The organism is Micromonospora mirobrigensis (genome assembly GCF_900091555.1).
GTDB classification, from domain to species: Bacteria; Actinomycetota; Actinomycetes; order Mycobacteriales; family Micromonosporaceae; genus Micromonospora; species Micromonospora mirobrigensis.
Genome location: NZ_FMCX01000001.1, coordinates 207,596 through 226,118, shown reverse-complemented (window position 1 = coordinate 226,118; position 18,523 = coordinate 207,596). Strand labels below are relative to the sequence as shown.

Genomic DNA, 18,523 nt, shown 5'->3' with positions numbered 1-18,523 from the left:
CGCCCGGTCACCGGACAGGTCTCAGGCGCCGGTCCGTCCGTCGACGAGCTCCCGCACGACGTCTAGGTGGCCGTTGTGGCGGGACGTCTCCTCGATGAGGTGGAGGATCACCCACCGCAGGTCCACGTGGCGGCCGTCGCTGATGGGACGCTTGGCCGCGGTGTCCAGCTCGTGGTCGGCCACCAGGCGACGGTAGCGGGCGCTCTGCTCCTCGTACTCGGCGAGAAGCTGGGGCAGTGGGACGTCGACCGCCTTGCGCATCTCCGGGTCGGGATCGTCGTCGGTCGCCTCGCTGAGTGGCCCGGCAAGCTCCTCGCCGAGGAACATCACCTGGAACCAGTAGTACTCGACCCAGCGCAGATGGCTGATCAACCCGCACAACGTCATCAGCGGCGAATCGGGGAGTGGGGCCCTGCGGGCGTCTGCTGCGGACACGCCCTCACACTTGGCTCGTGCGGTGTCGCGCGCGTAGTCGAGGAAGGTGGCCAGCTGCGTACGCTCGTCCCAGGTGGGCGGCGTGTCGGTTCGTCGAGGCATCGCCGGGAGTCTCCCTCACGCCGGAACCGCTGTCGACGTAATTGATCGGGAGCACCGCCGCGTGCCGAGGCGCCGCCGTGATCCGGCTTCCATGGTCGACACGATCCGACCTAGCCCGGCAGGGCGCCGAGACCGGCCAGCAACTCCCAGCGCTCGGCCTCGGTGAGCACCGCGTACGCGGGCCCGTCGCGGCGGTCGGTCTCCGCCTCGACGGCGGCCCGCTCCGGCCCGTCCGGCAGCGCCCTGATCTCGGCGGCGGTCAGACCGGCGGCCCGCCACGCCGCCCGGTGCGCGTCGGCGCGGTGGTGACGCAGCGAGCCGAGCCGGGTGACCAGCAGCAGCGCGGGCGGGGCGTCGTCCGGCTCGTACGGCGGGCTCATCGCCCGGAATGCCGGCCCGCCGGTCGCCAGACCGTGCTCCAGCACCCGGCCGACCAGCTCCGCCAGGCGCGGGACGGCGGCCAGGCCGGGTAGCACCCCCCGGCCACCGGACCACAGCTCCTCGGCCGCCTCGGCGGTGGCCCGCTGGGCGTACGTCGCCAGCTCCCGGCCCAGCTCGGTGAGGTGCCAGGTGCCCGAGGCGTCGACGGTGGTCACGCCCTGGGCCAGCTCCGCCGCCATGCTGCCGGTGGTGTAGACGAGCGCGTCGGCGAGTGCCGTCGCAGGCATGGGCCGGGCGAGCACCCCGGAGAAGAAGCTGCTCTCGTAGCCGCGGTCGACGCCCCGCTCGGCGTAGAACGCCTTCAAGCGGGGCGCTGCGGCGAACCGGGCTGCCCCGTAGACCCGGTCGACGACCGGGCGGATCAGCCGCGCGTAGCTCTCGGTCGTCCCCACGGACACGGAGCCTAGTGGGACAGGCGTTAAGAAGGGGCCCCTGCTATACCGCAGGCGTTAAGAAGGGGCCCCTGCTTTCACTCTGGGACGCGGCGGTAGGCGCCGTCGCTGGCCGAGGTGGCCATCGAGGCGTACGCCCGCAGCGCCGCCGACACCGGCCGCTGCCGGTCGGTCGGCGTGTAGGGCTTGTCCCGCTTCTCCTCGGCGACCCGGCGGGCCTGGAGCTCGTCGGCGGGAACGTCGAGCGAGATCGACCGGCCGGGGATGTCGATGACGATCTCGTCGCCGTCGCGGACCAGGGCGATCAGCCCGCCGGAGGCGGCCTCGGGGGAGACGTGCCCGATGGAGAGCCCGGAGGTGCCGCCGGAGAACCGGCCGTCGGTGAGCAGCGCGCAGGCCCGGCCCAGCCCCCGGCCCTTGAGGAACGAGGTGGGATAGAGCATCTCCTGCATGCCGGGGCCGCCCCTGGGGCCCTCGTAGCGGATCACCACCACGTCCCCGGCGACGACCTGCTTGGCCAGGATGGCCGTCACCGCGTCGTCCTGGGACTCGTAGACCTTGGCCGGGCCGCGGAAGGTCAGGCACTCCTCGGGGACGCCGGCGGTCTTCACCACGCAGCCCTCGGGCGCCAGGTTGCCGTGCAGGATGGCCAGCCCGCCGTCCGCGCTGTACGCGTGCTCGCGGTCCCGGATGCAGCCGCCGGCCGGGTCGGTGTCCAGCGACGACCAGCGGTTGGTGGTGGAGAAGGGCTCGGTGGTGCGCACCCCACCCGGGGCGGCGTGGAACAGCTCGACCGCCTCCGGCTTCGGTGAACCGCCCCGGACGTCCCAGTCGGTCAGCCACTGGGCCAGCGAGGGGGAGTGCACGGCGTGCACGTCCCGGTGCAGCAGGCCGGCGCGGTCCAGCTCGCCGAGGATGGCCGGGATGCCGCCGGCCCGGTGCACGTCCTCCATGTGGTACTGCGGGGAGTTCGGGGCGACCTTGGCCAGGCAGGGCACCCGGCGGGAGATGGCGTCGATGTCGGCCACGTCGAAGTCCAGCTCGGCCTCGCGGGCGGCGGCGAGCAGGTGCAGGATCGTGTTTGTCGACCCGCCCATCGCCACGTCCAGGGCGACGGCGTTCTCGAACGCGGCCCGACCGGCGACCGCGCGGGGCAGCACCGAGGCGTCGTCGCCGTCGTACCAGCGCTTGGCGATCTCCACCGCGGTCCGGCCGGCCTCGACGAAGAGCGACCGGCGCGCGGCGTGGGTGGCCAGCGTCGAACCGTTGCCCGGCAGGGCCAGGCCGATCGCCTCGGTGAGGCAGTTCATCGAGTTGGCGGTGAACATGCCGGAGCAGGAGCCGCAGGTCGGGCAGGCGGAGCGCTCGATCTCGCCGAGCTGCTCGTCGGTGACCGCCTCGTTGGAGGAGGCGATCATCGCGTCGATCAGGTCGATCTTGGAGTGCACGACGCCCTCGATCGCCACCGTCTTGCCGGCCTCCATCGGGCCGCCGGAGACGAAGACCGTCGGGATGTTGAGCCGCAGCGCGGCCAGCAGCATGCCGGGGGTGATCTTGTCGCAGTTGGAGATGCAGACCAGGGCGTCCGCGCAGTGCGCGTTGACCATGTATTCCACCGCGTCGGCGATCAGCTCGCGGCTGGGCAGCGAGTAGAGCATCCCGCCGTGGCCCATCGCGATGCCGTCGTCGACCGCGATGGTGTTGAACTCCCGGCCCACCCCGCCCGCCTCGGCCACCGCGTCGGCGACCAGGCCGCCGAGGTCCTTGAGGTGTACGTGACCCGGAACAAACTGGGTGAAACTGTTGGCGATGGCGACGATCGGCTTGCCGAAGTCGTCGTCGGTCATCCCGGTGGCCCGCCACAGGGCCCGGGCACCGGCCATCGTCCGACCGTGGGTGGAGGTCCTCGACCGCAGCTCAGGCATGGCTACCAGTGTTGCACCACCGGATCCCCGCCCCGGCCGCGCGCGACCCGTGTCCCAACAGATGCACACCCGGTCCCCCGCCGGGTGCGGTCATCCGGCACAGTTGAGGGCGTGCAGTCCCCACCGGGCATGGTCGCCACAGCGGTGCTGAGCGGGCTGGTCGCCGCGGGCTCCGCCGCGCTGCTGACCTGGTCCGCCCGGCGGCGCTCCGGCGCGTACGCCACGGCCCGCCTGCTGGTCGCGGGCGCGGCGGTGCTCGCGCTGGTCAGTCTGCTGGTCGGGGTGACCGCGACGGTGACCGGCCCGCCCCGCTGGGCCGGTCCGGAGGCCGGGCACAGCGGCTGGGCCGAGCTGGTCGCGGCCGGCACGGCCCTGGCCGGGCTGGCCTTCTGCGGCGGCCTGCTCCGGCTGCCCGGCGCCGGCACCGGCGCGGCGGCGACCGGCCGGCTGGTCCTCGACGGGCTGGTGGTGGCGACCGCCCTCTGGTTCGTCGGCTGGGTGCTCTGCTCCGAGCCGACCCGGCTGCTCGGTGCGGCCACCCCGGTGGCCTGCCCGACGATCCTGCTCGCCTCGATGTCCGCCGCGCTGACCACCGGGCTCGCCGTGATCGTGGTGGTGCGCTCCGCCGCGCCGCGCCGCCGGCTGGCCCTGCTGGCCGCCGGCGGCACGGTGACCACCTGGGGCGGCCTCGCCGTCGCCGCGGGGCTCTGCCAGGCCGGCCCGGCGGTGGTCGCGGTGGGCGCGGTGCTCACCGCACTGGGGTTGGCGGCCTGCGCGGTGGCGGCCCGCCGGGTGGGCCCACCGGGGCAGCTGGACGTCGACCCGATCGGCCGGGACGGCGAGTACGCGTTCGTCCCGATGTTCGGCATGGCCGCCTCGGCGATGTACCACCTCGCCCAGGGCGGCCGGTTCGACGCGCTGGCCATCGTCGCCGGCAGCCTGGAGGGCTTCGCGCTGGTGGCGCGGCAGTACCTCACCCTCAACGACGTGCGCGGGTACGCCGCCCGGCTGGCCGAGCGGGAGCGGCACTTCCGGGAGCTGGCGCACACCGACCCGCTGACCGGGCTGGCCAACCGCCGTGGCCTGCTGCGTGCCCTGCACCGCTGCGCCGAGGCCGGGGTGCCCTGCGTGCTACTCGTGCTCGACCTGGACGGCTTCAAGAACGTCAATGACATGCGTGGCCACGACGTCGGTGACGCGGTGCTGGCCGAGGTGGGGTTGCGGCTGCGCGGCAACCTGCGCCCCGGAGACCTGGCCGCCCGGCTCGGCGGGGACGAGTTCGCGGTGCTGGTGCACGGCGGGCACGCCGAGGCCGACCCGGTCGCCGAGCGACTGCTCGCCCTGCTGGGCCGCCCCTACGAGCAGTTGGACGGGCCGGTCTTCCTCTCGGTCAGCATCGGTCTGGCCGAACCGGCCGGCACCCCGGACGTGGAGCTGCTCCAGCGCAACGCCGACCTCGCCCTGCGCTACGCCAAGCAGCGGGGCAAGAACCGGATCGAGCGCTACGACGCCGCGTACGACCAGCTGCTGCGCCGGCGGACCACGCTGGAGCACGAGCTGCGCGGCGCGATCGACCGCAACGAGCTGCGGCTGGCCTTCCAGCCGGTGGCGTCGCTGCCGTCGGTGCGCCCGGTCGGCGCCGAGGCCCTGCTCCGCTGGCACCACCCGGAGCTGGGCAACGTCCGGCCCGACGAGTTCATCCCGCTCGCCGAGGAGTGCGGGATGATCTCCACGCTCGGCGCCTGGGTGCTGCACCAGGCCTGCTGGCAGCTGTCCCGTTGGCTCGCCGACGGGCACGACGTGTGGGTGTCGGTGAACGTCTCACCGCGCGAGCTGCACGCCCCGGAATACGTGGTGCAGGTGGCCGAGGCGTTGCGGACGCACCACGTGCCACCGCAGCGGCTGGTGCTGGAGGTGACCGAGCACGCGGTGGCGACGGACCTCGACGAGCTGATCCGGCGGCTGGCCGCGCTGCGGCTGACCGGGGTACGGATCGCCCTGGACGACTTCGGGGCCGGCTACTCGTCGCTGGGGCAGCTGCGCCGGCTGCCGATCGACATCCTCAAGATCGACCACAGTCTGGTGGCCGAGCACGAGCCGGTCCGTCCCGTGGGCCGGGACGGGCCCGCCTTCGCCCCGATGGTCGACATCGTCATGCGGTTGGGGCACCAGCTCGGGTTGGAGGTCATCGCCGAGGGGGTGACCACGCCCACGGAGCTGGCCGCCGTGGTGGCCGCCGGCTGCCGCTTCGGGCAGGGCGCGCTCTTCGGCTGGGGGGTGCCGGCCGAGCACCTGGAGGCGATGCTCGACGCGGCCACCTCACCGGCGGCCCGGCCGACGCAGCTGCCGGTGGTGCCCGCGCAGCGCTCCGGTGATCGGTCGGCGGGCAGGTCGGCGCAGGCGGCCCCGGGCGCGCCGGTCCCACCGACGGGTGATCCGTCGCTCTCCGTTAACCAAAATGTGGGATCAGTTGACTCATCGCGTGAGATGCGTCAGGCTTGACCGCATGCCGTCCCAGTGGTCGTCGCGAGTACTTACCTGAGCGCACTCTCCCTCGTCGAGAGTGCGCTGGCCCCGTGCGTTGAGCACGTGGGCTTTTTTGTTGCCGTCGGAACCCGGCGGGGCGGGCACCGCCCGCGTTGCACTCCTTGAAGAGCCACATCACTTCAGCCGAAGGTCTGAACCGCCATGACGAGACCCACGCCCGAGACCCTCGCCCACTCCGCCCGCCGGAATCGTGCCGTCGTCGAGCCCGACGCCGAGCCCACCCCGGCCCCGCGTACCGCCCCCGTCCCGGCCCCGCCGGCGGTACGGCAGCCCGCGCCGGTCCAGGTCTCCGGCGCCGGCTCGCTGGTCCGCTCGCTGGAGGCGCTCGGCGTCGACGTGATCTTCGGTATCCCCGGCGGCGCGATCCTGCCCGCGTACGACCCGCTCTACGACTCCTCGGTCCGGCACATCCTGGTCCGCCACGAGCAGGGCGCCGGGCACGCCGCCACCGGCTACGCGCAGGCCACCGGCAAGGTCGGCGTCTGCATCGCCACCTCCGGCCCGGGCGCGACGAACCTGGTCACGCCGATCGCCGACGCGTACATGGACTCGGTGCCGATGGTCGCGATCACCGGCCAGGTGGCGCGTCCCTCGATCGGCACGGACGCCTTCCAGGAGGCGGACATCCAGGGCATCACCCTGCCGATCACCAAGCACAACTTCCTGGTCCAGACCCCGGAGGAGATCCCGCAGGTGCTGGCCGAGGCGTTCCACCTCGCCGCCACCGGCCGGCCCGGCCCGGTCCTGGTCGACATCCCCAAGGACGTGCTCCAGGCGCCGACCACCTTCGCCTGGCCGCCGACCCTGGACCTGCCCGGCTACCGGCCCACCCTGCACCCGCACGGCAAGCAGATCCGGGAGGCGGCCCGGCTGCTGACCAGCGCCCGCCGCCCGGTGCTCTACGTCGGCGGCGGGGTGCTCAAGGCCCGGGCCACCGAGGGGCTGCGCCGGCTGGCCGAGCTGACCGGCGCCCCGGTGGTCACCACCCTGATGGCGCTCGGTGCGTTCCCCGACTCGCACCCGCAGCACCTGGGCATGCCCGGCATGCACGGCACGGTCTCCGCCGTGTACGGCCTCCAGAAGGCCGACCTGATCGTGGCGCTCGGCGCCCGCTTCGACGACCGGGTGACCGGCAAGCTGGACTCGTTCGCCCCGGACGCCACGGTGGTGCACGCCGACATCGACCCGGCCGAGATCGGCAAGAACCGGCACGCCGACGTGCCGATCGTCGGCGACGCCCGGCACGTGATCGACGAGCTGATCGCCGCGGTCACCGTCGAGCAGGCGGCCGGGCACCGCGCCGAGCTGGCCGACTGGTGGACCCAGCTCGACGACCTGCGCAGCCGCTACCCGCTGGGCTACGACGAGCCGACCGACGGCACCCTCTCCCCGCAGTACGTCATCAAGCGGCTGGGCGAGATCGTCGGCCCGGACGCGATCTACGTGGCCGGGGTGGGCCAGCACCAGATGTGGGCCTCCCAGTTCATCTCGTACGAGAAGCCGTACACCTGGTTGAACTCCGGCGGGCTGGGCACGATGGGCTACGCGGTGCCGGCGGCGATGGGCGCCAAGGTCGGCATGCCGGACACGGTGGTGTGGGCGGTCGACGGCGACGGCTGCTTCCAGATGACCAATCAGGAGCTGGCGACCTGCGCGCTGGAGGGCATCCCGGTCAAGATCGCGGTGATCGACAACGGCAACCTCGGCATGGTGCGGCAGTGGCAGACGTTGTTCTACAACGAGCGCTACTCCAACACCGAGCTGGGCACGCACAAGCACCGCATCCCGGACTTCGTCAAGCTGGCCGAGGCGCTGGGCTGCGTGGGGCTGCGCTGCGAGACCGCCGAGGACGTGGACAAGACGATCGAGGCGGCCATGGCGATCACCGACGCGCCCGTGGTGATCGACTTCGTGGTCGGCAAGGACGCCATGGTCTGGCCGATGGTGGCCGCCGGCACCAGCAACGACGAGATCCAGTTCGCCCGGGGCGTGCGCCCGGCCTTCGACGAGGACGACATCTAACTATGACGATGCACACGCTCTCCGTGCTGGTGGAGAACAAGCCGGGTGTGCTGGCCCGGGTCTCCGGGCTCTTCTCCCGCCGCGGCTTCAACATCAGCAGCCTCGCCGTGGGCGAGACCGAGGACCCGAACGTCTCCCGGATCACCATCGTGGTCGACGCGGAGTCGTCCCCGTTGGAGCAGGTCACCAAGCAGCTCAACAAGCTGGTCAACGTACTCAAGATCGTCGAGCTGGACCCGCAGGTCTCGGTGGCCCGGGAGCTGGTGCTGGTCAAGGTCCGCGCGGACCGCACCGTCCGCGGCCAGGTGCTGGATACGGTGAACCTGTTCCGCGCCCGGGTGGTCGACGTCGCCCCGGACACGCTGACCATCGAGGCCACCGGCACCCCGGACAAGCTCGACGCGCTGCTGCGCGACCTCGAGGCGTTCGGCATCAAGGAGATGGTCCAGTCGGGGCTGGTGGCGATCGGGCGCGGCTCGCGTTCGATCACCGCCGGCCCGGCCCTGCGGGCCGCCTGAAACCCCGACCCCGACGGCGCCCGCGCGCGTCGTCACCCACAGATCCACGACGGGCCGCCCGGACCGCCGTACGAAAGGGAAGTCCATGAGCGTTGAGGTGTACTACGACGACGATGCCGACCTGGGCCTGATCCAGGGGCGCAAGGTCGCGGTGATCGGCTACGGCAGCCAGGGTCACGCCCACGCGCTGTCGCTGCGCGACTCCGGCGTCGACGTGGTGATCGGCCTGCCGGCGGGTTCGAAGAGCCGGCCGAAGGCCGAGGAGCAGGGCCTGCGGGTGCTCAGCCCGGCCGAGGCGGCGGCCGAGGCCGACGTCATCATGATCCTCGCCCCGGACACCGCGCAGCGGGCGCTCTACACCGAGGCGATCGCCCCGAACCTCGCCCCCGGCAAGGCGCTCTTCTTCGGCCACGGCTTCAACATCCGGTACGGCCTGATCACCCCGCCGGCCGATGTGGACGTGGCGATGGTCGCCCCGAAGGGCCCCGGACACCTGGTCCGCCGGCAGTACGTCGACGGCAAGGGCGTGCCCTGCCTGGTCGCCGTGGAGCAGGACGCCAGCGGCACCGCCTTCCAGCTCGCCCTGTCGTACGCCAAGGGCATCGGCGGCACCCGGGCCGGCGCGATCCGGACCACCTTCACCGAGGAGACCGAGACCGACCTCTTCGGCGAGCAGGCGGTGCTCTGTGGTGGCGCGGCGGCGCTGGTGCAGACCGGTTTCGAGGTGCTCACCGAGGCCGGCTACGCCCCCGAGGTGGCCTACTTCGAGTGCCTGCACGAGCTGAAGCTGATCGTCGACCTGATGTACGAGGGCGGCATCGCCCGGATGCGGTACAGCGTCTCCGACACCGCCGAGTACGGCGACCTGTCCCGGGGCCCGCGGGTCATCGACTCGCGGGTCAAGGAGAAGATGCGCAAGATCCTCGGTGAGATCCAGTCCGGTGAGTTCGCCCGCGAGTGGGTGGCCGAGGACGAGGCCGGCCGCCCGAACTTCGCCAAGTGGCGGGCCGAGGGCGCGGCGCACCCGATCGAGGAGACCGGCCAGAAGCTGCGGGCCATGATGAGCTGGGTGGACCGGCCGATCACCGAGACCGCCTGACGCCTCGGCGGACGCTCCGCGACCCGACGCTCTCCCCGGCGTCGGGCCGCGGAGCGGACCTGCCTGTCAGGCCGCGGCCGGGCCCTGCCCGCCCACGAGGCCTGTGAGGGCACTCACCCCCTGGTACGGGACACGCCGACCGCACCGCCACCTACCATCCCTGGTAGGTGCCCAGCCCGCACCTGACGGCCATGGCACGGATCAGCGCAGGGGCGCATCGCGGCGTCCCGACGCACCGGACCGACCGCATACGACGTCTACGAGGACCGATGAATCCTGTCGTACTGATCGCCGAAGAACTCGCCCCCGCCGCCATCGAGGTGCTCGCCCACGACTTCGACGTACGTCACGTCGACGGCACCGACCGCCCGGCCCTGCTCGCAGCGCTCGCCGAGGCCGACGCGGTGATCGTGCGCAGTGCCACCCAGATCGACGCCGAGGCGATCGCCGCCGCGCCGCGCCTGAAGGTGGTCGCCCGGGCCGGCGTCGGCCTGGACAACGTCGAGGTGCCGGCCGCCACCGCGCGGGGCGTCATGGTCGTCAACGCTCCCACCTCCAACATCGTCTCCGCGGCCGAGCAGGCCGTCGCGCTGCTGCTGGCCGTGGCCCGCAACACCGCCGCCGCCAGCGCCGCGCTGAAGGCGGGGGAGTGGAAGCGGTCCAAGTACACCGGCGTCGAGCTCCAGGGCAAGACCGTGGGCGTGGTGGGTCTCGGTCGCATCGGCGTGCTCTTCGCCCAGCGGATCGCCGCCTTCGGCACCCGGCTGATCGCGTACGACCCGTACATCCAGCCGGCCCGGGCCGCGCAGCTCGGGGTCCGCCTGGTCGGGCTGGAGGAGCTGCTGCGGGAGGCCGACTTCATCTCCATCCACCTGCCCAAGACCCCGGAGACCGTGGGCCTGATCGGCGAGAAGGAGCTGGCGATCGTCAAGCCGGGCGTCCGGATCGTCAACGCCGCCCGCGGTGGCCTGGTCGACGAGCAGGCCCTCGCGGACGCGATCGCCGAGGGCCGGGTCGCCGGCGCCGGCGTCGACGTGTACGCCAAGGAGCCGTGCACCTCCTCGCCGCTGTTCGCCTTCGACAACGTGGTGGCCACCCCGCACCTGGGCGCCTCCACCGCCGAGGCGCAGGACAAGGCCGGTCTGGCCGTGGCCAAGAGCGTGAAGCTGGCGTTGCAGGGCGAGTTCGTGCCGGACGCGGTGAACGTGCAGGCCGGCGGCGTGGTCGCCGAGGACGTCCGCCCGCTGTTGCCGCTGGCCGAGAAGCTGGGCCGGGCGTTCACGGCCGTCGCGGGCGGGATCGCCGCCAGCGTCACCGTGGAGGTACGCGGCCAGGTCGTCGACCACGACGTGTCGGTGCTGAAGCTCGCCGCCACCAAGGGGCTGTTCAGCTCGGTGGTGGAGGAGCAGGTCACCTACGTCAACGCGCCGCACCTGGCCGCCGAGCGGGGCGTGGAGGTGGCGCTGGACGCCCAGTCCGAGACCGTCGACCACCCGCTGCTGGTCACCGTCCGGGGCGCGCTGCCCGACGGTCGGACGGTCAGCGTCTCCGGCACGGTCACCCAGGCCGGCACCCGGGACGTCATCAAGCTGACCGAGGTGGACGGCTTCGACGTGGAGATCGGCGCGGAGGGCATCCTGGTCTTCCTGCGCTACGTCGACCGGCCGGGCGTGGTCGGCACCGTCGGCACCCTGCTCGGCGAGGCCGGCGTCAACATCGCGGCCATGCAGGTGGCCCGTCGGGAGGCCGGCGGCGAGACGCTGATGACCCTCACCGTCGACCAGGCGCTCGGCGCCGACCTGCTCACCTCGGCCGCCGAGTCGATCGGCGCGGTCGCGGCCAGCGCCGCGGACCTGCGCGACGAGTAGTCCGGTCAGGACGGTGCGGGGGCCCGGCCGGGAGGCCGGGCCCCCTTCGTCGTCCTGGTCGGTCGGTGGGTGGCGGGTCAGTGGCCGACGCGGGCCGGCGGCGGGTAGACCGAGCCGTCCTGGGCGTCGAAGAGCATCAGCCCGTGCTCCGCGGCCAGCCGTTCGATGTCGAGCAGCACCTGGTCGGCGCAGGTCGGGTCGAGGTTCATCTCGACGTGGTCGGCGGACGCGTGCAGCGGCGCGACCTCCCACGGGGTGCCGGGCCCGGCGGGCCGGTCGGGGTAGCTCGCCGTGATCGCCCGGTAGAAGCCCACGACCCGCGGGTCGGGATGGCGGTCACCGTGCCGCCCCTCGCGGCACCGCTGCACGGCGGCGCGCACGTCCGCGCCGGTGGCCCCGTCGGGCAGGGCCCACACGCTCAGATCGAAACTCACGGCGGACAGCGTGCCATCCGCCGGGGCCGGTGTCGAAACTGCCCCGCCGCAGGTCGTCGGTCGATTTGTCGACGGTGGTGACCGGACGGTCCGCTGTGGAGACTCTTGCGTCGAGTTGCGTCGATTCGCTAGCGTACCGGTGCGGTCACCGGCTGGATCGGCGCCGGCTCGTCTTCGGGTGACGCGGCCTGACGTCCGGCCGCCCGGGCCCGCGCCCCTCGATTGCGCGAGCCACGCGCACTCGTCGCTGGCCGGCCCCCACGGTCGTTGCCGAGACCGTGGGGGCCGATCGCGGACCCCCCCCGCCCGGGATGCGAAGCGCCGGGCGGGCCGCGGGTCAGCGACGACGGTCGGCGAGCAGGGCCCGGTAGTCGGAGCCGGCGCGGAACCAGGACAGTCCCGCCCGTCCGGCTGCGTAGAGCGCGGTAGCGTAGGCGTCGGCGACGGCCAGGTCGGGTCCGACCACAGTGGCGGCGGCCAGCTGGTCGGCCGGTTCGCCGGTGTGCGGGTCCACCACGTGCCCGTGCCGGCCGCTCACCCCGGACGTGCCGACCGCGCCCGCGGTCATCTCCAACACCAGCGGCGGGCGTCGGCCGTCGGTCGGGTGGTGCACCGCGACCCGCCACGGGCCGCCGTGCGCGGCGTGCCCGCGTACCACCAGGTCGGCGCCGGTGAGCACGGCGTAGTCGTGGACGCCGGCGGCGCGCAGCCGGGCCGCCGCCCGCTCCACCGCCCAGCCGCCGAGCAGCCCGCCCGGGTCGAAGCCGCCGGGCACCGCCCAGGCGTCGAACCAGCCGTCGGTGGCGGCCCGCATCGCGGCGCACCGGTCCACCAGGTCGGCCAGCGGCGGGTACGACTCGGGGCTGATCTCGCCCCGGCGCAGCCGGGAGACGAGGCTCTCCGGCCGGCTGGGGCCGTACGTCAGGTCGACGGCGCGCAGTTCGGCGACGGCGTCGCGCAGCGCGTCGCCGAGGCCCTTGTGCCCGAACCAGCCGGGCGCGTTGAGCACGAGGGTGTATTCGGCGGTGGTGGTGCGCACGGTGTACCGGACGGCGAGCCGGTCGGCGGTGTCGGTGGCGGCCCGGTCGACCCGGTGGCTGTACGTGCCGAGGCGCAGGTCGGGGCGGCGGCTGCGGTACGCGGGCTGGGCCGCCGGGCGGTCGGTGGGACGGCGCTCGATCCAGGTCGTCCGTGGTTGCTCGTCCATCCGCATCGCACCCGCTCCTCGCCGTCGCGCCGCGACGCCGCGGCGGATCCGGTCCCGGGCCCCCGTGACCCGTACCCACCGACCCTAGGCAGCGGAGTTGACCACATCATGAATGCCAGCTGGGAGAGGGCTGTGCATCCTGGTATTCCATATTATGGAAGATGCGTACCGGGAAGCGGGACGGCGACGTACGGTGGCCGGGACCGACGAGGTGAGGAGCGGCAGGTGGCACGGATCGCGGTGGTGGCCGGGGACGGGATCGGACCCGAGGTGGTCGCGCAGGCCCGCAAGGTCATCGATGCGGTGCTGCCCGGCGTCGAGGCCACGGAGTACGACCTGGGCGCCGCGCGCTACCACCGGACCGGCGAGGTGCTGCCCGACTCGGTGCTGGACGAGCTGGCCGGCCACGACGCCATCCTGCTCGGCGCCGTCGGCGACCCCACGGTGCCCCCCGGAGTGCTGGAGCGCGGGCTGCTGCTCAAGCTGCGGTTCGCCTTCGACCAGTACGTCAACCTACGCCCGTCCCGGCTCTGGCCCGGGGTGACCGGCCCGCTGGCCGCCGTCAAGCCCGGCGAGGTGGACCTGGTGGTGGTCCGCGAGGGCACCGAGGGGCTGTACGCGGGCGCCGGCGGCAGCCTGCACCGGGACACCCCGGCCGAGGTGGCCACCGAGGAGAGCCTGAACACCCGGCACGGCGTCGAGCGGGTGATCCGGGACGCCTTCGCCCGGGCCGCCGCCCGGGAGCGCCGCAAGGTCACCCTCGTGCACAAGACCAACGTGCTGACCCACGCCGGCTCGCTCTGGGCCCGCGCCTTCGCCGCGGTCGCCGCCGAGCACCCGGACGTGGCCACCGAGTACCAGCACGTCGACGCCGCCGCGATGTTCCTGGTCACCCAGCCCCAGCGGTACGACGTGGTGGTCACCGACAACCTCTTCGGCGACATCCTCACCGACATCGCCGCCGCCGTCACCGGCGGCATCGGGCTGGCCGCCAGCGGCTGCATCAACCCCGAGGGGCGCTACCCGTCGATGTTCGAGCCGGTGCACGGCTCCGCGCCGGACATCGCCGGCAGGGGAGTGGCCGACCCGGTCGCCGCCGTGCTCTCCGCGGCCCTCCTGCTCGACCAGCTCGGCCATCCGCAGGCCGCCGCCCGGGTCACCGCCGCGGTCGCCACCGAGCTGGCCGGCCGGACCCCGGGCGTACCCCTGCGCACCGACGAGGTGGGCGACCGCCTCGCCGGGTACGCGGTGGCCTGACCGGGCCCTTCTCCCGCCCCGGGCCGGCCCGCCGGACCCGTCCCCGGGCTCACCCGTACCCCCTGCGCAGCCGGGCGTCCTGACCTGCATCGGAATCGTTCGATGCGGGCGGACGGCGCTATCGGCTGAACGACCGTTGGGGGTAAGTTTCTGGCACCAGTGATGCGGTGTGCGCTCCCGTACGCCGTTGGAGTCCCCAGGGAGGTCAGTGCGATGAGCGGTGGTGACAAGCTCGATTTCGAGATCCGTCCGAATCCCGCGGCGGTATCGGCAGCCGACCGGGCCGCCCTGCTGGCCAACCCGGGCTTCGGTCGGGTCTTCACCGACCACATGGTCACCATCCGCTACGCCGAGGGCAAGGGCTGGTACGACGCCCGGGTCGAGGCCCGCGCGCCGATCCCGATGGACCCGGCCGCCGCCGTCCTGCACTACGCGCAGGAGATCTTCGAGGGGCTCAAGGCGTACCGGACGACCGATGGCGCGGTCACCATGTTCCGGCCCGAGGCGAACGCGGCCCGGTTCATCGCCTCCGCCGGGCGGATGGCCATGCCGGAGTTGCCGGCCGAGACCTTCGTCGAGTCGCTGCGCCAGCTGGTGGAGATCGACCGTGAGTGGATCCCGGACGGGCCGGACGCCAGCCTCTACCTGCGGCCGTTCATGTTCGCCAGCGAGGTCTTCCTCGGCGTCCGCCCGGCCAACGAGTATCTCTACTGCGTGATCGCCTCGCCGGCCGGCGCGTACTTCACCGGCGGGGTCAAGCCGATCACGGTGTGGGTGTCCCCGGACTACACCCGCGCCGCGCCCGGCGGCACCGGCGCGGCCAAGTGCGGCGGCAACTACGCCACCTCGCTGGTGGCCCAGGCCGAGGCGATCGAGGCCGGCTGCGACCAGGTGGTCTTCCTCGACGCGGTGGAGCGGCGCTTCGTCGACGAGCTCGGCGGGATGAACGTCTTCTTCGTCTACGACGACGACACCCTGGTCACGCCGCCGCTGACCGGCACCATCCTGCCGGGCATCACCCGCGACGCGATCCTCACCCTGGCCGCCGAGTCGGGGCTGCGGACGCAGGAGCGACCGGTCAGCTTCGCCGACTGGCAGGCGGACGCCGCGAGCGGGCGGCTGCGCGAGGTCTTCGCCTGCGGCACGGCCGCGGTGATCACCCCGATCGGTCGGGTGAAGTTCCCGGACGGCGAGTTCCTGGTCGGCGGCGGCGAGCCGGGCCGGACCACCAACGCGCTGCGCCAGCAGCTGGTGGCGATCCAGCGCGGTGAGGCCGAGGACCGGCACGGCTGGGTCCGCCAGGTGCTCTGAGCTGTAGGGAGGGGCCCTTGTCGACGCATCCGGTATGGCAGGGGCCCCTTCTCAACCCTCCGCGCCGGGCCGCGCGGGCACTGCCCGGGCCCGCCCGGCCGCGCGGATCGTGCGGGCGCTCAGTCGAGCAGGTGGGCGCGGAGCGCGGCGAGCTGGGCGTCGGTCACCCCGGCGTGCCGCAGGTAGCCCTTCGCCGAGCCGTACCCGGTGCGCAGCTCGGTGAGGAAGAGCCGCATCGCCTCGGCGGGGGAGGCCAGGAACGGGCGGGGCAGCTCCGGCGCGTCCGGCATGGTGGCGGCGATCCAGGCGCTGAACCGGGCGGACGCCTCGGTGCTCAGCGCGTAGTCGGCGGCGATGTCGTCGTCGGCGACGCCGAGCACCGCCAGGGTCAGCGCACACACCACGCCGGTGCGGTCCTTGCCGGCCACGCAGTGCACCACCACCGGCGCGTTGGCGCTGTCGGCGATCAGCCCGACCGCCTCGGCCAGTCCGGCGGTGCCGGTCCGGGCGAGTCCGGCGTACCGGTCGGCGAGCCAGCGGGCGACGCTCTGCTCCTCGGGGTGCGGGATCCGCGCCCAGTCGTCGTGCTCGGGGTGGATGTGCCGGTAGGTCAGGCCGGGCAGCTCGGGCACCCGACCGTCCCGCTCGACCTCGCGGGGCCGGCGCAGGTCGATCACGGTGCGGATGCCGAGGGCGGCGAAGGCCGCCCGGTCGGTGTCGTCGAGCCGGTGCGGGGAGTCCGAACGGTAGAGCCGCCCGGAGCGGACGGTGCGGCCGTCGAGGCCGGTCGGCCCGCCGACGTCGCGGAAGTTGAACACGGTGGTGAAGGGGCTGCGGCGGTTTGCCTCGGTGGCGTCCACCCCGGACACGGTAGACGGCCGGTGGGAGAACCTCCCACCGGCCGTCGGGTCCGCCGCGCAGGGCGCGGGCGGTACGGGTGTCAGACCCGGCCGGGCGCGTCCGGCGGCAGGGCCGAGTAGTTCTCGCCGTAGTAGCCGCCGAGGCGGTCCCGGTAGGCCGGGTCGCTGTGGCTGGTCTCGTCGTACTCCGGGGCGGCCTTGATCTGGTCCTTGTCGCGGTCCACGTAGACCTTGCGGTCGTCGTGGTCGACGCGGTTGACCGTGCCGGCCGGGAGCATCACCTTCTTGCCGAAGATCCACGGGCCGGTGTCGACGACGAGGTAGCTGTCGTCGACGTCATGGCTGGCCCGGTCGATCTTGCCGATCCCGCCGTCGGTCGCCTCGACCTTGTAGCCGACCAGGTCCGCGCCGGCGACGCCGGCCTCGTCCCGGTAGCGCCACGGGTCGAACGCGCCGCCCGTGGCGCCGGTGGCGTAGCCGGCCGGGTCACCGTGGACCGCGGAGGCGGGGATGGTGTTCGGGGTCTGCGGGTCGAGCCTGTCCATGGGTAACTCCTGCCTCGACTGTCATAGTCGTTATGGGAGAAAAGCTCATGTCGTGTCCGGATAAGTGGTACCCGGCCCGGCCGCCTCCTACACCCGTACCCGCGGCAACGACGACGGGCCGGCGCCGCGGTCGCGGCTGCCGGCCCGTCGGGCTTACGGGTCAGGCCAGTGCGGCCCGGGCGTCCAGGGCCACCGCCGCAGCGTGCACGACGGCCGCGATCCGCAGCGCCTCGTGCACCTGCTCACGGGTGAAGCCCGTGGCGCGCAGCGTCTTCTCGTGCGACTCCAGGCACACCCCGCAGCCGGTGATCGCCGAGACGGCGAGGCACCAGAGCTCGAAGTCGCCCTTGTCCACGCCGGGCCGGGCGATGATCTGCATCCGCAGCCGGGCCGGCATCGAGGCGTACTGCTCGTCGCCGATCAGGTGCTTGGCCCGGTAGTAGACGTTGTTCATCGCCATGATGGTGGCGGCGCCCTTGGCCGCCTCGACCGCCTCCGGCGTCAGGTGGGCGGCCGCCTCCTCCGCGATCTCCCGCAGCAGCTCGCCGTTGCGGGCGGCGACGGCGCAGGCCAGCGCCGTGCCCCAGCCCTGCTCCGGCCGGAGCGTCGAGGTGCCGACGGTCGAGCCGAGGTTGAGCTTGATGTCCTTGGCGTACTCGGGCAGCGCCGCCTTGACCGCGTCCAGACCCATGATCAGGCCCCGGCGCCGGCGAGCAGCCGGGTGGCGTCCAGGGTGGCCCCACCGGAGTTCCAGTTGCACGGGCAGAGCTCGTCGGTCTGGAGGGCGTCGAGCACCCGCAGCACCTCGGAGACGTTGCGGCCGACCGAACCGGCGGTGACCATGGCGAACTGGATCTCGTTGTTCGGGTCGACGATGAAGGTGGCCCGCTGGGCGACGCCGTCGGAGCCGAGCACGCCGCACGCCTCGGTCAGCTCGCGCTTGATGTCGCTGATCATCGGGAAGGGCAGGTCGCGCAGGTCCGGGTGGTCCTTGCGCCACGCGTAGTGGACGAACTCGTTGTCCACCGACACGCCCAGCACCTGGGCGTCGCGGTCGGCGAACTCGCCGTTGAGCCGGCCGAACTCGGCGATCTCCGTCGGGCAGATGAAGGTGAAGTCCTTCGGCCAGAAGAAGACCACCCGCCACTGGCCCTCGTGGGACTTGTGGTTGATCGTCTCGAACGCCTTGTCGGCGTCGAGCGACACGCAGGCGGTGAGTTCGTACTCGGGGAAGCGGTCACCGACGGTGAGCACAGGTCCTCCTTGACAGTGGCTCGTCAGCGGCTCTGGGCCGATAACTGGATCGGTTCCAGATACTTCCGCAGGGCACTTCGTGCCTGCTCGGCTCCCGGACCACTTGTGAAGTCGATCACCGGCGGGCGGGCCGGGACCGGGCCGGCCGGAGCCGGGACGACGGCGACCCTCAGTGACCATCCCGCAATGTGGATTACTTCTCCCAAAACCGGCGGGGCGGTGGCAGACTACGAATCGTGACCAGCACCGTACTGATCATTAGCCCCTGACGCGCCGGCATCCTCCCCCTCGCCGAGCGCGTAGACC

General features: G+C 73.0%; 16 protein-coding genes. 7 read left to right on the top strand and 9 right to left on the bottom strand.

What is annotated here, in order from left to right; translation table 11 throughout:
• Positions 1 to 21: 21 nt before the first annotated feature.
• The 3 genes from GA0070564_RS01060 to ilvD all read right to left on the bottom strand — a co-directional run bounded on the left by GA0070564_RS01060 (position 22) and on the right by ilvD (position 3,295).
• Positions 22 to 537 (bottom strand): DinB family protein, encoded by a 516-nt coding sequence (locus GA0070564_RS01060; protein ID WP_091601252.1) that lies wholly within the window; start codon positions 535 to 537, stop codon positions 22 to 24.
• Between the two features lie 110 nt (positions 538 to 647).
• A complete protein-coding gene (locus tag GA0070564_RS01055; protein ID WP_091601250.1) occupies positions 648 to 1,370 on the bottom strand; it encodes a hypothetical protein in 723 nt (240 codons plus the stop codon).
• A gap of 77 nt (positions 1,371 to 1,447) precedes the next feature.
• Positions 1,448 to 3,295, bottom strand: coding sequence for a dihydroxy-acid dehydratase (ilvD, locus tag GA0070564_RS01050; RefSeq protein WP_091601248.1), 1,848 nt, complete (start codon positions 3,293 to 3,295; stop codon positions 1,448 to 1,450).
• A gap of 111 nt (positions 3,296 to 3,406) precedes the next feature.
• On the opposite strand from ilvD, the gene GA0070564_RS01045 reads away from it, so the two are divergent.
• The 5 genes from GA0070564_RS01045 to serA all read left to right on the top strand — a co-directional run bounded on the left by GA0070564_RS01045 (position 3,407) and on the right by serA (position 11,349).
• Entirely contained in the window at positions 3,407 to 5,797 is a 2,391-nt protein-coding gene (locus GA0070564_RS01045; RefSeq protein WP_091601246.1) for a putative bifunctional diguanylate cyclase/phosphodiesterase, read from the top strand.
• A 186-nt stretch (positions 5,798 to 5,983) separates the two neighbouring features.
• Positions 5,984 to 7,864 carry an acetolactate synthase large subunit gene (locus GA0070564_RS01040; protein WP_091601244.1) on the top strand — a complete coding sequence of 627 codons (1,881 nt, stop codon included), beginning with the start codon at positions 5,984 to 5,986 and terminating at the stop codon, positions 7,862 to 7,864.
• A gap of 2 nt (positions 7,865 to 7,866) precedes the next feature.
• Complete coding sequence (gene ilvN / locus GA0070564_RS01035) at positions 7,867 to 8,382, top strand: acetolactate synthase small subunit (protein WP_091601242.1); 516 nt, start codon at positions 7,867 to 7,869, stop codon at positions 8,380 to 8,382.
• Between the two features lie 85 nt (positions 8,383 to 8,467).
• Positions 8,468 to 9,481 carry a ketol-acid reductoisomerase gene (gene ilvC, locus GA0070564_RS01030; protein WP_091601240.1) on the top strand — a complete coding sequence of 338 codons (1,014 nt, stop codon included), beginning with the start codon at positions 8,468 to 8,470 and terminating at the stop codon, positions 9,479 to 9,481.
• 269 nt (positions 9,482 to 9,750) lie between these two features.
• Positions 9,751 to 11,349, top strand: coding sequence for a phosphoglycerate dehydrogenase (serA, locus tag GA0070564_RS01025; protein WP_091601238.1), 1,599 nt, complete (start codon positions 9,751 to 9,753; stop codon positions 11,347 to 11,349).
• A 77-nt stretch (positions 11,350 to 11,426) separates the two neighbouring features.
• On the opposite strand, the gene GA0070564_RS01020 is transcribed toward serA, so the two are convergent.
• Positions 11,427 to 11,783: a hypothetical protein gene (locus GA0070564_RS01020; protein ID WP_091601236.1), complete on the bottom strand. Its 357-nt coding sequence runs from the start codon at positions 11,781 to 11,783 to the stop codon at positions 11,427 to 11,429.
• Positions 11,784 to 12,120: 337 nt separating this feature from the next.
• Entirely contained in the window at positions 12,121 to 12,996 is an 876-nt protein-coding gene (locus tag GA0070564_RS01015) for an FAD:protein FMN transferase (RefSeq protein WP_091601234.1), read from the bottom strand.
• A 219-nt stretch (positions 12,997 to 13,215) separates the two neighbouring features.
• On the opposite strand from GA0070564_RS01015, the gene GA0070564_RS01010 reads away from it, so the two are divergent.
• Both GA0070564_RS01010 and GA0070564_RS01005 read left to right on the top strand, forming a co-directional pair.
• On the top strand, positions 13,216 to 14,247 hold the full coding sequence (locus tag GA0070564_RS01010) for a 3-isopropylmalate dehydrogenase (RefSeq protein WP_091601232.1): 1,032 nt from the start codon (positions 13,216 to 13,218) through the stop codon (positions 14,245 to 14,247).
• A gap of 213 nt (positions 14,248 to 14,460) precedes the next feature.
• Positions 14,461 to 15,558 carry a branched-chain amino acid aminotransferase gene (locus GA0070564_RS01005; protein ID WP_091601230.1) on the top strand — a complete coding sequence of 366 codons (1,098 nt, stop codon included), beginning with the start codon at positions 14,461 to 14,463 and terminating at the stop codon, positions 15,556 to 15,558.
• Between the two features lie 119 nt (positions 15,559 to 15,677).
• Here GA0070564_RS01005 and GA0070564_RS01000 read toward each other — a convergent pair whose 3' ends face one another.
• The 4 genes from GA0070564_RS01000 to GA0070564_RS00985 all read right to left on the bottom strand — a co-directional run bounded on the left by GA0070564_RS01000 (position 15,678) and on the right by GA0070564_RS00985 (position 18,217).
• On the bottom strand, positions 15,678 to 16,427 hold the full coding sequence (locus GA0070564_RS01000; RefSeq protein ID WP_091601228.1) for a tyrosine-protein phosphatase: 750 nt from the start codon (positions 16,425 to 16,427) through the stop codon (positions 15,678 to 15,680).
• 71 nt (positions 16,428 to 16,498) lie between these two features.
• Entirely contained in the window at positions 16,499 to 16,963 is a 465-nt protein-coding gene (locus GA0070564_RS00995) for a PRC-barrel domain-containing protein (RefSeq protein WP_245669775.1), read from the bottom strand.
• 160 nt (positions 16,964 to 17,123) lie between these two features.
• Positions 17,124 to 17,654, bottom strand: coding sequence for an alkylhydroperoxidase, AhpD family (gene ahpD, locus GA0070564_RS00990; RefSeq protein WP_091601226.1), 531 nt, complete (start codon positions 17,652 to 17,654; stop codon positions 17,124 to 17,126).
• A gap of 2 nt (positions 17,655 to 17,656) precedes the next feature.
• Positions 17,657 to 18,217: a peroxiredoxin gene (locus GA0070564_RS00985; RefSeq protein WP_091601224.1), complete on the bottom strand. Its 561-nt coding sequence runs from the start codon at positions 18,215 to 18,217 to the stop codon at positions 17,657 to 17,659.
• Positions 18,218 to 18,523: the final 306 nt, after the last annotated feature.